This window comes from Pseudomonas sp. LBUM1653, from assembly GCF_059716115.1.
The window spans coordinates 6,566,019-6,579,902 of sequence record NZ_CP166803.1 but is presented as its reverse complement, the minus strand read 5'-3'; the positions used below and the strand labels follow the sequence as shown (position 1 = coordinate 6,579,902).

Genomic DNA, 13,884 nt, shown 5'->3' with positions numbered 1-13,884 from the left:
CGCGAGCAGGCTCGCTCCCACAGGGGATTGCGGTTGGTTCGCGGGGAGTGTTCGGCTTGCCATTTTCCGCCATGTCGTAAACGCACCTTTGCGTGGCGCGCGTAGGCATTTGACGACTCGAAGCCGGTCATACCATCGCTATCAAAGGGCACTGCCGAAAAGCCAGTGCCTCACCGAGACGAATGGCGCACCACCGCCGCTGGGAGAGACGCGATGTTCAGCAAGCAAGACCAGATCCAGGGTTACGACGATGCACTGCTGGCGGCGATGAATGCCGAGGAGCAACGTCAGGAAGATCACATCGAGCTGATCGCGTCAGAGAACTACACCAGCAAGCGCGTGATGGAAGCGCAAGGCAGCGGCCTGACCAACAAGTACGCCGAAGGCTATCCGGGCAAGCGCTACTACGGTGGCTGCGAGCACGTGGACAAGGTTGAAGCCCTGGCCATCGAACGCGCCAAGCAGCTGTTCGGCGCCGACTACGCCAACGTCCAGCCACACTCCGGTTCTTCGGCCAACAGCGCCGTGTACCTGGCCCTGCTGCAAGCCGGCGACACCATCCTCGGCATGAGCCTGGCCCATGGCGGTCACCTGACTCACGGCGCCAAAGTGTCGTCCTCGGGCAAGCTGTACAACGCCGTTCAGTACGGCATCGACACCAAGACCGGCCTGATCGACTACGACGAAGTCGAGCGCCTGGCCGTCGAGTGCAAGCCGAAGATGATCGTCGCTGGCTTCTCGGCCTACTCCAAGACCCTCGACTTCCCGCGCTTCCGTCAGATCGCTGACAAAGTCGGTGCGCTGCTGTTCGTCGACATGGCCCACGTCGCCGGTCTGGTCGCTGCCGGCCTGTACCCGAACCCGCTGCCTTACGCCGACGTGGTCACCACCACCACCCACAAGACCCTGCGCGGTCCACGTGGCGGCCTGATCCTGGCCAAGTCCAACGAAGAAATCGAGAAGAAGCTCAACGCTGCAGTATTCCCCGGTGCCCAGGGCGGCCCGCTGATGCACGTGATCGCCGGTAAGGCGGTGTGCTTCAAGGAAGCGCTGGAGCCAGGCTTCAAGACCTACCAGCAACAAGTGATCGACAACGCCCAGGCCATGGCCGGCGTGTTTATCAAACGCGGCTACGATGTAGTGTCCGGCGGGACCGATAACCATCTGTTCCTGGTCAGCCTGATCCGTCAGGGCCTCACCGGCAAAGAGGCGGATGCAGCACTCGGTCGCGCCCACATCACCGTGAACAAGAACGCTGTCCCGAACGATCCACAGTCGCCGTTCGTGACTTCCGGCCTGCGCATCGGCACCCCGGCGGTGACCACTCGCGGCTTCAAGGTGACCCAGTGCGTTGAACTGGCCGGCTGGATCTGCGACATCCTCGACAACCTCGGCGATGCCGATGTCGAGGCCAATGTTGCGCAGCAAGTATCGGCACTGTGCGCGGACTTCCCGGTTTATCGCTGAGCGCGGTTTTGGAGTAAATGACTATGCAACGCTACTCAGGCTTCGGCCTCTTCAAACACTCCCTCAGCCACCATGAAAACTGGCAGCGCATGTGGCGCACGCCGACCCCGAAAAAGGTCTACGACGTGGTCATCGTCGGCGGTGGCGGGCATGGTCTGGCGACCGCCTACTACCTGGCCAAGGAACACGGCATCACCAACGTGGCCGTGGTCGAAAAAGGCTGGCTGGGCGGCGGTAACACCGCGCGCAACACCACCATCGTTCGCTCCAACTACCTGTGGGACGAGTCGGCGCACCTGTACGAACACGCGATGAAACTGTGGGAAGGCCTGTCCCAGGACCTGAACTACAACGTGATGTTCTCCCAGCGCGGCGTCTACAACCTGTGCCACACCCTGCAGGACATTCGCGATTCCGAGCGTCGGGTCAGCGCCAACCGCCTCAACGGCGTCGACGGCGAACTGCTCGATGCCAAGCAAGTGGCCGACGAGATTCCGTACCTCGACTGCTCGAAGAACACTCGCTACCCGGTGATGGGCGCAACCGTCCAGCGTCGCGGCGGCGTGGCCCGTCACGATGCCGTAGCCTGGGGCTTTGCCCGTGCCGCGGACGCATTGGGCGTGGACCTGATCCAGCAGACCGAAGTGATCGGTTTCCGCAAGGAAAACGGCGTGTGCATCGGTGTTGAAACCAACAAGGGCTTCATCGGCGCCAAGCGCGTCGGCGTAGTGACCGCCGGTAACTCCGGGCACATGGCCAAACTCGCCGGTTTCCGCCTGCCGATCGAATCCCACCCGCTGCAAGCGCTGGTGTCCGAGCCGATCAAGCCGATTATCGACAGCGTGATCATGTCCAACGCCGTGCACGGTTACATCAGCCAGTCCGACAAGGGCGACCTGGTGATCGGCGCCGGTATCGACGGCTACAACGGCTACGGCCAGCGTGGTTCGTACCCGGTGATCGAACACACCGTCCAGGCCATCGTCGAGATGTTCCCGGTCTTGTCCCGCGTACGCATGAACCGTCAGTGGGGCGGCATCGTCGACACCACCCCGGACGCATGCCCGATCATTTCGAAAACCCCGGTACCGAACATGTTCTTCAACTGCGGTTGGGGCACCGGTGGCTTCAAGGCTACACCTGGCTCGGGCAACGTTTTTGCCGCGAGCCTGGCCAAGGGTGAAATGCACCCATTGGCCGCACCTTTCTCCATCGACCGTTTCCACAACGGTGCGTTGATCGACGAACACGGCGCTGCTGCGGTTGCCCACTAACAGGAGAAATCCCCATGTTGCATATCTTCTGTCCTCACTGCGGCGAGCTGCGCTCCGAAGAGGAATTCCACGCATCCGGCCAGGCGCACATCCCGCGTCCACTGGACCCCAACAGCTGCACCGACGAGGAGTGGGGCGACTACATGTTCTTCCGCGACAACCCTCGCGGTCTGCATCACGAGCTCTGGGATCACGTCGCCGGTTGCCGTCAGTACTTCAACGCCACCCGTGACACCGTGACCTACGAGATTCTCGAAACCTACAAGATCGGCACCAAGCCACAATTCACCGACAAGACCGATAGCCCGAAAGCGGCCACCACGGCTCTGGGAGAGAAGGTATGAGCCAGATCAATCGCCTGTCCAACGGCGGACGGATCGACCGCAACAAAGTCCTGACGTTCACCTTCAACGGCCAGAGCTATAAAGGCTTCGAGGGCGATTCCCTGGCCGCCGCATTGCTGGCCAACGGCGTCGACATCATCGGTCGCAGTTTCAAGTATTCCCGTCCGCGCGGCATCTATGCCGCCGGTGCCGAAGAGCCAAACGCGGTGCTGCAGATTGGCGCAACCGAAGCCACGCAGATCCCCAACGTACGCGCCACGCAACAAGCGCTGTACCAGGGCCTGGTCGCTACCAGCACCAACGGCTGGCCAAACGTAAACAACGACATGATGGGGATTCTCGGCAAGGTCGGCGGCAAGCTGATGCCACCGGGTTTCTACTACAAAACCTTCATGTACCCGCAATCGTTCTGGATGACTTACGAGAAGTACATTCGTAAGGCTGCCGGCCTGGGTCGCTCGCCAACCGAGAATGATCCAGACACCTACGACTACATGAACCAGCACTGCGATGTGCTGATCGTCGGCGCCGGCCCTGCAGGCCTGGCCGCTGCACTGGCGGCTGCGCGTAGCGGTGCGCGTGTAATCCTGGCCGATGAGCAGGAAGAGTTCGGCGGTAGCCTGCTCGACTCCCGCGAAAGCCTCGATGGCAAGCCTGCAACCGAGTGGGTCGCCAGCGTCATCGCCGAGCTGAAGGACACCCCGGACGTGCTGCTGTTGCCGCGCGCCACGGTCAACGGTTACCACGACCACAACTTCCTGACCATTCATGAGCGCCTCACCGATCACCTCGGTGACCGCGCGCCGATTGGCCAGGTGCGTCAGCGCATCCACCGGGTTCGCGCCAAGCGTGTAGTGTTGGCGACCGGCGCTCACGAGCGTCCACTGGTTTACGGCAACAACGACGTGCCGGGCAACATGCTGGCTGGCGCTGTCTCGACTTACGTGCGCCGCTACGGCGTGGCACCGGGCAAGAAGCTGGTGCTGTCGACCAACAACGATCACGCTTACCGCGTAGCGCTGGATTGGCTCGATGCCGGTTTGCAAGTCGTGGCCATCGCCGACGCCCGCAGCAACCCGCGTGGAGCGTTGGTGGAAGAGGCGCGTGCAAAAGGCATCCGCATCCTCACCGGTAGCGCTGTGATCGAAGCCCGTGGCAGCAAGCGCGTCACCGCTGCCCGCGTGGCCGCGATCGATGTGAAAGGACACAAGGTCACGAGCCCTGGCGAATGGCTCGATTGCGACCTGGTCGCCAGTTCCGGCGGCTATAGCCCGGTGGTTCACCTGGCTTCGCACCTGGGCGGCAAGCCGATCTGGCGTGAAGACATCCTCGGTTTCGTACCGGGCGAAGCTCCGCAGAAACGCGTATGCGTCGGTGGCATCAACGGCGTCTACGGCCTCGGCGATTCCCTGGCCGACGGTTTTGAAGGTGGTGTTCGCGCCGCCAGCGAAGCCGGCTTCGGTCCGGTCGAAGCCAAGTTGCCCAAAGCCTTGGTCCGCCTGGAAGAGCCTACACTGGCATTGTTTCAAGTGCCTTACGAGAAAGTCACCGCACGTGCGCCGAAGCAATTCGTCGACCTGCAAAACGACGTCACCGCGGCCGGTATCGAACTGGCGACCCGCGAAGGCTTCGAGTCGGTCGAGCACGTCAAGCGCTATACCGCGCTGGGCTTCGGCACCGATCAGGGCAAGCTCGGCAACGTCAACGGCCTGGCCATCGCCGCTCGTTCGCTGAACGTGACCATCCCACAGATGGGCACCACCATGTTCCGTCCGAACTACACGCCGGTGACCTTCGGCGCCGTGGCCGGTCGTCACTGTGGGCACATCTTCGAACCGGTGCGTTTCACCGCACTGCATCACTGGCACCTGAAAAACGGCGCCGAGTTCGAAGACGTTGGCCAGTGGAAGCGTCCGTGGTACTTCCCGAAATCCGGTGAAGACATGCACGCGGCAGTCAAGCGCGAATGCAAAGCCGTACGCGACAGCGTCGGCCTGCTGGACGCTTCGACCCTGGGCAAGATCGACATTCAAGGCCCGGATGCACGTGAGTTCCTCAACCGCATCTACACCAACGCCTGGACCAAGCTCGACGTGGGCAAGGCCCGTTATGGCCTGATGTGCAAAGAAGACGGCATGGTCTTCGACGACGGCGTAACCGCCTGCCTCGCCGACAACCACTTCGTGATGACCACCACCACCGGCGGCGCTGCACGCGTGCTGCAATGGCTGGAAATCTACTCCCAGACTGAATGGCCAGAGCTGAAGGTGTACTTCACTTCCGTGACCGATCACTGGGCAACCATGACCTTGTCCGGGCCGAACAGCCGCAAGCTGCTCAGCGAAGTCACCGACGCCGACCTGAGCAACGAAGCCTTCCCGTTCATGACCTGGAAAGAGGCCTTGGTCGGTGGTGTGCCGGCGCGGATCTTCCGGATTTCGTTTACCGGTGAGCTGTCGTACGAAGTCAACGTGCAAGCCGACTACGCCATGGGCGTACTGGAAAAAATCGTCGACGCTGGCAAGAAGTACAACCTGACGCCGTACGGCACCGAAACCATGCACGTGCTGCGGGCCGAGAAGGGCTTCATCATCGTCGGTCAGGACACTGACAGCTCGATGACCCCGGACGACCTGAACATGGGCTGGTGTGTCGGTCGCACCAAACCGTTCTCGTGGATCGGCTGGCGTGGCATGAACCGCGAAGACTGTGTGCGTGATCAGCGTAAGCAGCTGGTCGGCCTGAAGCCGATCGACCCGAACAAATGGCTGCCGGAAGGCGCGCAACTGGTGTTCAACACCAAGCAAGCGATCCCGATGACCATGGTGGGTCACGTGACTTCCAGTTACCTGCACAACTCCCTGGGCTATTCGTTTGCCATGGGCGTGGTCAAGGGCGGCCTCAACCGTATGGGCGAGCGTGTGTTCGCGCCACTGGCGGACGGCAGCGTGATCGAGGCGGAAATCGTTTCTTCGGTGTTCTTCGATCCGAAAGGCGAACGCCAGAACGTGTGATTGCCCAGGCCCTGTGGTGAGCCTGACGACGCCTTCGCGAGCAGGCTCGCTCCCACAGGATATCGCGTAACCCCTGTGGGAGCGAGCCTGCTCGCGAAGACGGCAGAACAGCCTCCACAAGGCCAACAGAATTCAGGAAAGGTGCTTTATGACCGCAGCCAATGTTTACCAACAACGCCCAACCACCGGGGCCAAGGCCGAGTCGTCGCTGCATCACGCCGACCTCGCCAGCCTGGTGGGCAAGGGCCGCAAGAGCGCCGGTGTGACCGTGCGCGAGAAAAAACTCCTCGGCCACCTGACCATCCGTGGCGATGGCCACGATGCCGCGTTTGCCGCGGGCGTACACAAAGCCCTCGGCATCGAATTGCCGGGCGCGCTTACCGTCATCGTCAAAGGCGAAACCAGCCTGCAATGGATGGGGCCGGATGAATGGTTGCTGATCGTGCCGACCGGTGAAGAATTCGCCGCCGAGCAAAAACTGCGCAAAGCGCTGGGCGATCTGCACATCCAGATCGTCAACGTCAGCGGTGGCCAGCAGATCCTCGAACTGAGCGGCCCGAACGTGCGCCAGGTGCTGATGAAATCCACCAGCTACGACGTGCATCCGAACAACTTCCCGGTGGGCAAGGCGGTTGGCACGGTGTTCGCCAAGTCGCAACTGGTGATCCGTCACACCGGCGAAGACACCTGGGAATTGCTGATCCGCCGCAGCTTCTCGGATTACTGGTGGTTGTGGTTGCAGGATGCTTCTGCCGAGTTCGGCCTTAGCGTTCAGGCATAAAGATGATCGTTCCCACCCGTGGCGAGGGGATTTTGTGGCGAGGGGATTTATCCCCGTCCGGCTGCGCAGCAGTCGTAAACCATTGAATGCGGTGTACCTGATACACCATGGTTGCAAACATTGGGGCCGCTTCGCGGCCCAACGGGGATAAATCCCCTCGCCACACAGTTCTCTTCGATCACGATGTTGTAACAGGAGTCACCGCACTATGAGCCGCGCCCCAGACACATGGATTCTGACCGCCGACTGCCCCAGCGTGCTCGGCACCGTGGACGCGGTGACGCGCTTTCTGTTTGAGCAGGGCTGCTACGTCACCGAACACCACTCTTTCGATGACCGGCTCTCGGGCCGTTTCTTCATTCGCGTGGAGTTCCGCCAACCGGATGGCTTCGACGAGCAGTCGTTTCGCGCAGGCCTCGCCGAACGCGGTGAATCCTTCGGCATGATCTTCGAGCTGACCCCGCCGCATTACCGGCCAAAAGTGGTGATCATGGTGTCCAAGGCCGATCACTGCCTCAACGACTTGCTCTACCGTCAGCGCATCGGCCAGCTGTCGATGGACGTGGCTGCCGTGGTCTCCAACCACCCGGACCTCAAACCGCTGGCCGACTGGCACCAGATTCCGTACTACCACTTCCCGCTGGACCCGAACGACAAACCGTCACAGGAGCGTCAGGTGTTGCAGGTGATCGAAGAGTCCGGCGCCGAACTGGTGATCCTTGCCCGTTACATGCAGGTCCTGTCGCCAGAGCTGTGCCGCAAACTCGACGGCAGGGCGATCAATATCCACCACTCCCTGCTACCGGGTTTCAAGGGTGCCAAGCCTTACCACCAGGCCTACAACAAGGGCGTGAAACTGGTCGGCGCCACGGCGCATTACATCAACAACGATCTCGATGAAGGTCCGATCATCGCCCAGGGCGTCGAGGTGGTGGATCACAGCCATTACCCCGAAGATTTGATCGCCAGGGGGCGGGATATCGAGGGGCTGACATTGGCCAGGGCGGTTGGTTATCACATCGAGCGAAGGGTGTTTCTCAACGCGAACAGAACCGTCGTTCTTTAGATCGCCATCGCGAGCAGGCTCGCTCCCACAGGGATTTGTGTCTGCCCGCGGATCCTGGTCACACCCAAGATCAACTGTGGGAGCGAGCCTGCTCGCGATGAGGCCCTCAAATACAACGCAAAAAGACACAGGCAATAACCCGAGCAATCAACGCGCCGCCGCTCCATGGCGACGCGACCGCTACATAAAAACAACAGCGAGGTGAAAGCATGTCTGGCAATCGTGGTGTGGTGTATCTCGGCGCTGGCAAGGTCGAAGTACAGAAAATCGACTATCCGAAAATGCAGGACCCGCGCGGCAGGAAGATCGAGCACGCCGTCATCCTGCGCGTGGTTTCCACCAACATCTGTGGTTCCGACCAGCACATGGTGCGCGGCCGTACCACCGCTCAAACCGGTCTGGTCCTGGGTCACGAGATCACCGGTGAAGTTATCGAGAAGGGCCGCGACGTCGAAAACCTGCAAATCGGCGACCTGGTGTCCGTACCGTTCAACGTGGCGTGCGGGCGCTGCCGCTCCTGCAAGGAAATGCACACCGGCGTGTGCCTGAGCGTTAACCCGGCGCGGCCTGGCGGTGCCTACGGTTACGTCGACATGGGCGACTGGACCGGTGGCCAAGCGGAATACGCGCTAGTGCCGTACGCCGACTTCAACCTGCTGAAATTGCCTGATCGCGATCGCGCGATGGAAAAAATCCGCGACCTGACCTGCCTCTCCGACATCCTGCCGACCGGTTACCACGGCGCCGTGACTGCCGGCGTAGGCCCAGGCAGCACCGTATACATCGCCGGTGCCGGCCCGGTCGGTCTGGCGGCTGCCGCTTCCGCTCGCCTGCTGGGCGCGGCAGTGGTGATCGTCGGTGACGTCAACACCGTGCGCCTGGCACACGCCAAGGCCCAGGGTTTCGAAATCGCCGACCTGTCCCTCGACACCCCGCTGCACGAACAAATCGCCGCACTGCTAGGCGAACCGGAAGTGGATTGCGCCATCGACGCCGTAGGCTTCGAAGCCCGCGGCCACGGCCATGACGGCGTGAAACACGAAGCCCCGGCCACCGTGCTCAACTCGCTGATGGGCGTGGTGCGCGTAGCCGGCAAAATCGGTATCCCTGGCCTCTACGTCACCGAAGATCCAGGTGCTGTCGATGCCGCCGCAAAAATGGGCAGCCTGAGCATCCGCTTCGGTCTGGGCTGGGCCAAATCCCACAGCTTCCACACCGGCCAGACGCCAGTGATGAAGTACAACCGCCAATTGATGCAGGCGATCATGTGGGACCGTATCAACATTGCTGAAGTGGTGGGGGTGCAGGTGATTAGCCTGGATCAGGCGCCGGAAGGGTATGGCGAATTTGATGCGGGTGTGCCGAAGAAGTTTGTGATTGATCCGCATAAGTTGTTTAGTGCGGCGTAGGGCTTTTTGCTGGGGTGAGAGGGCGACGTAGAGTCGCCCTTTTACTGAGAGGATCTAATTAATTGAAGGACAAATGTTTAGTGGTCGGCTCCACTGTTTCGAGGGTGGCGGGAGAGGCTCCCTCTGGTCCCGCGTGGGCTCCGGGTTACTCTTAAATTTCGATTTAGCATACTCATGATGAAGGGTGGAGAGTAACCGCTGTCTGTTAATGTTCTTATTGTTATACCTCTTTCTATATCAAGCCGAGATGTTGCGTTAGAGCTTTGCCCCATTAGAGCGGAGGTGCCTTGATTGGCTTGATGTTGGTTTGCAATGGTCGCTGAATTCGCTGTTTGATTGACAATGGAGTTCTGCAGGTTTGGGGAAAGTGTCGACTGCACCGCCAAGACAGGCGTGCGCTGGATAGGAGCGACTTTTTGTATAGGTATCTCTTTTATTGCCAACTGAAAAGCATCTCCAGCTGAACGCTTTGTTGCTCGGGCTGTCATTTTAAGGGGTCGAAGAACAAGAATAGTTACTTGCTCACCATTACCGATTAAAAATTTCAAATTATTTCTCAGGGCTGCCCATAAAGCTTTTGCTTTGTGTCCAGTAGGATCTGATCTATTGCTAGGATCTCCGTAGCAATAGGCATAGCTATTCAACCCGCCCTCCCCAAACGGACTCCAACTATCCGGACTGTTAAATCGCATCAATACCGGATTAAACGCCCGATAACCATTCCCCAACAAATAACACCCCGAAACCGGATCCGGCGGTTCGCCGTTGAAGCCGAGCAGGCTGAGTAATCCTTTTGCCGCAGGGTGGTGACCATACGGCGTGTAGGCGAAGGAATGAGATCGGGACGGGTCGAGCACGTTTAACACCGAACGTTGTTGATCGGTAGCGAGCAAGGATGTCTCCGCAGTCGTGCTGCCCTGACGCTGTTTCTGTGCCAGCAATTGATCGTTGTGCTGCATGATCGAACGCTGCACCGTGCCTTGAATTTCGGAAGCCACGCGATCTTTCATGTAAAAACGCTGGGCGGCGGCTTGCGCCGAGGGAGTGCAATCGACCAGTCGATCCAAAGGGTCGTAGGCGTAGCGGCAGAGCAACGTTTCGCGATTGGACAACATGGCCGGTCTTCCTGTGCAGGTTCGTCGATTCAGGGATTACTGTGGCGCTACTGACCAAGGCTGCCTACTAGCAGATCTGATAGTTTTTTAACCCTCAGATCCGTATTTCGACGAGCGGGTTGAAAATGGGTGTCGGCCTGAGGAACATGCCCGCTCATACCCGGTCAAACCGGCAGCTTTGCCGTCCTTCAAGCAGACGGTTTTCATGGCACAAGAGGATGTCTGGATGAAGATTTCACGCGGTTTTGCACTGGCATCGCTCATGACCCTGGCAGCCAGCCCGGTCTTTGCCCAGTTCAGCCTGAGCGATGCGGCCAATGCCATTTCCGGGATGAAAGGCAACGCGGCAACTGAGGCTGCGCCGACTTCAGAGACAGCAGACCTGCTGGGCGCGCTGAGTCAATTGAACGTGACGCCACAGCAAGCCGTTGGCGGTGCCGGGGCGATGCTCGGGTTGGCGAAGAATCAGCTGAGTTCGACCGACTACTCGGAGCTGGCCAAAAGCGTGCCGGGGATCGACATTCTCTCGGGTGGGGGTGAACTGGGCGCGCTTGCCGGTTTGCTCGGTTCGAACGGCAAGGCCGCAGGCCTGGATAACGCCTTGGGCAACGTCAAGGACACCAATGACCTGAACAACGCCTTCAGCGCCCTAGGCATGGACACCGGCATGATCGGGTTGTTTACCCCGGTGATCCTGCAGTACCTCGGTCAGCAGGGCGTCGGCGGTTCGCTGCTGAGCAGTCTGGGCAGCATTTGGGGTACGGGCACGGGCACCGGCATCGGCACGGGTAGCTAATTCAGCGGCGCTCGGTGCGCAAGGCGTCGATACGCCGGTCCTTCTCGATCCAGAGCTGGTTGACCCAGTTCTGGACTTCCTCACGAAACAGCGGATCGTTTTCGTAATCACCCTGCCATAGCGCCGGGTCGAGTTCGCGGGTCTTGATGTCGATGATGACCCTCGGCACATTGCCGCTGATCAAGTCCCAGAACCCCGGAATTACCTGCTGCGGATACACCACAGTCACGTCCAGCACCGCATCCAGCTGTTCACCCATCGCCGCTAACACGAAGGCCACGCCGCCCGCCTTGGGCCTGAGCAGGTGGGTGAAGGGTGATTGTTGCTGGTTGCTTTTGGCGGGGGTGTAGCGAGTGCCTTCCAGATAGTTGACCACCGTCACGGGCTGGCGCTTGAACAGTTCGCAGGCTTGTTTGGTGATCTCCAGATCCTTGCCCGCCAACTCCGGATGCCTGGCAAGAAACGCCTTGCTGTAGCGCTTCATGAACGGGTAATCCAGCGCCCACCACGCCAGGCCCAGGAACGGCACCCAAATCAGTTCTTTCTTGAGGAAGAATTTGAAGAACGGCGTGCGGCGGTTCAGCGTCTGGATAAGCGCCGGGATATCGACCCAGGATTGATGGTTGCTGATCACCAGATACGAGGTGTCGGTGCGAAGATCGTCACCGCCACGAATGTCCCACTGAGTGGGAATGCACAGGCGGAAGATCAGCTTGTCGATCTCGGCCCAGGTCTCGGCGATCCACATCACCGCCCATGAGGCGTAATCGCGAAAGCGCCCGGGAAGAACCAGTTTGAGGAGGGCAAACACCATCAATGGTCCGAACAGGACCAGCGTGTTGAGCAACAGCAGCAATGTGACGAAACAGCCGGTGAGCAGGCGGCGCATAAAGAACTCTTGGAAGCGTTTGGGCGCGCCATGATAAGCAGCTTCGGGCGACAGGCCAAATCGCGGGTGACGAATGTTTCACCTCTGACGCGCTAACCTCCGGAGACTGATCGTTCCCACGCTCTGCGTGGGAATGCAGCCCGGGACGCTCTGCGTCCCAAATCAAGAGCCGAACACAGAGCGTCAGTTGAGGCAGTCCTTTGCAGAGAATGGGAACGATCTATTCAACAGCAGTCTAAAATTGCGTTGCCAACCCTCAAGGACTCCCAGTACGTGAAATCCCTTCTTGCACTGCTTTCACTCATTGCCCTGCCGGTCATGGCCGCCGAGCCGACCCTGTACGGTCGCTACGAATACATCGCATTGCCGGAAATTGGTGGCGAAGTGCTCAAGGCCAAAATGGACACCGGCGCTCTGACCGCGTCGCTGTCGGCCAAGGACATCGAAACCTTCACTCGCGACGGCGAAGACTGGGTGCGTTTCCGCCTGGCTACCAAGGATGCGAGCAATAAGGTTTACGAGCACAAGGTGGCGCGGATCAGCAAGATCAAGACCCGCTCCGAAGAGGATGAGGATGACAGCGAAGTGATTGCGCCCACCAAGCGCCCTGTGGTCGATCTGGAGTTGTGCCTGGGTAATGTAAAACGCACGGTCGAGGTCAACCTCACTGACCGCAGCAGCTTCAATTACCCATTGTTGATCGGCGCCAAGGCGTTGCGTGAGTTTGGCGCGGCGGTGAATCCGGCTCGGAGGTTTACGGCGGATAAGCCGGATTGTTGATAGCGGTGCTGAGTATTCCGAACAGAATTGTGCTTAGATCGGGTGAGTGAACTGTTCGGAAGTGAAAATTAGTTTGAGTGTATGTCATTTTACTGAGCGAACCGTATATTGATTGCCCTCTGAATTATTGCCAAATCTTGCAGAGGCTTTGATGTTGACGGCTGGTTTTTTAGAGTGTCAAGTATTGCTCCGCTATTGATGTGATCAAGATGTAATTGTTCAAGTGTCGCGAATTCTTTGTAGCTTTCAGTATCTACACTGTCATGGATTGATGGTGACGGTTTTGGAGGAAAGTGTTTACCTTCATGAGGAAGATTGGTGGGTTTTTTTGGTTGGTTTTTATACTTGGAGTTTAATTTAAGGTTTGATTCAGTTGGGGTTAGTCCATTGGGTTTGCGGTTTTGTTGGAGAGAAGGCTTAGGGGTGGTGATCAGGTCGATTTCTTGAGCTTTGACCTCTCTTGAACGGGGTACCACCGTGCTTGCTTTGTTTGCGTAATCAGTTTTGGGTGCTCTCATGAGTTTCAACTTTCTAAGTGTTATTTTCAAGAATTTAGGTGTGTGCCCTGACGGATCGATGCTATTCACTGGATCTCCCATGCAATATAGATACGCATTCAACCCGCCCTCCCCAAACGGACTCCAACTATCTGGACTGTTAAATCGCATCAACACCGGATTGAACTGCCGATACCCTTTCCCCAAATGATAATGCCCGGTTAGCGGGTCCGGCAGTTCGCCATTAAATCCGAGCAAGCTGAGCAAACCGTTTTCCCGTGGACGGTGGCCATAGGGTGTGTAGGCAATGGGATGGGGCTGATTCGCGTCAAGGGCGTTCAACACCGACTGCTGTTGATCGGTTGCCAGCAGTTTCGTTTTGCGTGATTGATTAGACATCGGCTGAACTCCGAGCAAGGTCCAAAAAGCTGTTCCTTCAGCATCGGTCCTTT

Annotated in this window: 11 protein-coding genes and 1 pseudogene; 9 read left to right on the top strand and 3 right to left on the bottom strand. The window is 59.0% G+C overall.

From position 1 onward, the window contains the following. Nucleotides 1-213 precede the first annotated feature (213 nt). The 7 genes from glyA to fdhA all read left to right on the top strand — a co-directional run bounded on the left by glyA (nt 214) and on the right by fdhA (nt 9,355). Entirely contained in the window at nt 214-1,467 is a 1,254-nt protein-coding gene (glyA, locus tag ACA054_RS29780) for a serine hydroxymethyltransferase (protein ID WP_497687328.1), read from the top strand. Nucleotides 1,468-1,490: 23 nt separating this feature from the next. Beyond that, complete coding sequence (locus ACA054_RS29775) at nt 1,491-2,741, top strand: sarcosine oxidase subunit beta (RefSeq protein WP_008057117.1); 1,251 nt, start codon at nt 1,491-1,493, stop codon at nt 2,739-2,741. Nucleotides 2,742-2,755: 14 nt separating this feature from the next. Next, on the top strand, nt 2,756-3,085 hold the full coding sequence (locus ACA054_RS29770) for a sarcosine oxidase subunit delta (protein WP_438659005.1): 330 nt from the start codon (nt 2,756-2,758) through the stop codon (nt 3,083-3,085). Then, nucleotides 3,082-6,099 (top strand): sarcosine oxidase subunit alpha, encoded by a 3,018-nt coding sequence (locus tag ACA054_RS29765; protein WP_497687327.1) that lies wholly within the window; start codon nt 3,082-3,084, stop codon nt 6,097-6,099. The genes ACA054_RS29770 and ACA054_RS29765 overlap by 4 nt, the downstream gene beginning before the upstream one ends. A gap of 148 nt (nt 6,100-6,247) precedes the next feature. Next, entirely contained in the window at nt 6,248-6,880 is a 633-nt protein-coding gene (locus tag ACA054_RS29760) for a sarcosine oxidase subunit gamma (RefSeq protein ID WP_497687326.1), read from the top strand. A gap of 208 nt (nt 6,881-7,088) precedes the next feature. Beyond that, nucleotides 7,089-7,946, top strand: a complete 858-nt coding sequence (purU, locus tag ACA054_RS29755; RefSeq protein ID WP_497687325.1) for a formyltetrahydrofolate deformylase — start codon at nt 7,089-7,091, stop codon at nt 7,944-7,946. Between the two features lie 209 nt (nt 7,947-8,155). Beyond that, nucleotides 8,156-9,355: a formaldehyde dehydrogenase, glutathione-independent gene (gene fdhA / locus ACA054_RS29750; RefSeq protein WP_150705250.1), complete on the top strand. Its 1,200-nt coding sequence runs from the start codon at nt 8,156-8,158 to the stop codon at nt 9,353-9,355. A gap of 77 nt (nt 9,356-9,432) precedes the next feature. On the opposite strand, the gene ACA054_RS29745 is transcribed toward fdhA, so the two are convergent. Further along, nucleotides 9,433-10,470 carry an RHS repeat-associated core domain-containing protein gene (locus ACA054_RS29745; protein WP_497687324.1) on the bottom strand — a complete coding sequence of 346 codons (1,038 nt, stop codon included), beginning with the start codon at nt 10,468-10,470 and terminating at the stop codon, nt 9,433-9,435. A gap of 226 nt (nt 10,471-10,696) precedes the next feature. Between ACA054_RS29745 and ACA054_RS29740 the strand changes: the two genes are divergently transcribed. Continuing rightward, the gene (locus tag ACA054_RS29740; protein ID WP_497687323.1) at nt 10,697-11,266 is read left to right on the top strand and encodes a DUF2780 domain-containing protein; all 570 of its coding nucleotides are present in this window, start codon (nt 10,697-10,699) and stop codon (nt 11,264-11,266) included. Between the two features lies 1 nt (nt 11,267). Here ACA054_RS29740 and yihG read toward each other — a convergent pair whose 3' ends face one another. Continuing rightward, nucleotides 11,268-12,155, bottom strand: a complete 888-nt coding sequence (yihG, locus tag ACA054_RS29735; protein ID WP_497687322.1) for a 1-acylglycerol-3-phosphate O-acyltransferase, YihG family — start codon at nt 12,153-12,155, stop codon at nt 11,268-11,270. Nucleotides 12,156-12,428: 273 nt separating this feature from the next. Here yihG and rloA2 point away from each other — a divergent pair, with 273 nt between their 5' ends. Then, a complete protein-coding gene (gene rloA2 / locus ACA054_RS29730) occupies nt 12,429-12,935 on the top strand; it encodes a retropepsin-like aspartic peptidase RloA2 (protein WP_110750450.1) in 507 nt (168 codons plus the stop codon). A 527-nt stretch (nt 12,936-13,462) separates the two neighbouring features. Here the strand turns inward: rloA2 and ACA054_RS29725 are convergent. Further along, nucleotides 13,463-13,810: pseudogene (locus ACA054_RS29725) on the bottom strand (RHS repeat-associated core domain-containing protein); the annotation flags it as partial. Nucleotides 13,811-13,884: the final 74 nt, after the last annotated feature.

Coding starts and splice junctions, on each gene's coding strand:
- glyA (WP_497687328.1), top strand. CDS start 214: ATGTTCAGCAAGCAAGACCAGATCCAGGGTTACGACGATGCACTGCTG.
- ACA054_RS29775 (WP_008057117.1), top strand. CDS start 1,491: ATGCAACGCTACTCAGGCTTCGGCCTCTTCAAACACTCCCTCAGCCAC.
- ACA054_RS29770 (WP_438659005.1), top strand. CDS start 2,756: ATGTTGCATATCTTCTGTCCTCACTGCGGCGAGCTGCGCTCCGAAGAG.
- ACA054_RS29765 (WP_497687327.1), top strand. CDS start 3,082: ATGAGCCAGATCAATCGCCTGTCCAACGGCGGACGGATCGACCGCAAC.
- ACA054_RS29760 (WP_497687326.1), top strand. CDS start 6,248: ATGACCGCAGCCAATGTTTACCAACAACGCCCAACCACCGGGGCCAAG.
- purU (WP_497687325.1), top strand. CDS start 7,089: ATGAGCCGCGCCCCAGACACATGGATTCTGACCGCCGACTGCCCCAGC.
- fdhA (WP_150705250.1), top strand. CDS start 8,156: ATGTCTGGCAATCGTGGTGTGGTGTATCTCGGCGCTGGCAAGGTCGAA.
- ACA054_RS29745 (WP_497687324.1), bottom strand. CDS start 10,470: ATGTTGTCCAATCGCGAAACGTTGCTCTGCCGCTACGCCTACGACCCT.
- ACA054_RS29740 (WP_497687323.1), top strand. CDS start 10,697: ATGAAGATTTCACGCGGTTTTGCACTGGCATCGCTCATGACCCTGGCA.
- yihG (WP_497687322.1), bottom strand. CDS start 12,155: ATGCGCCGCCTGCTCACCGGCTGTTTCGTCACATTGCTGCTGTTGCTC.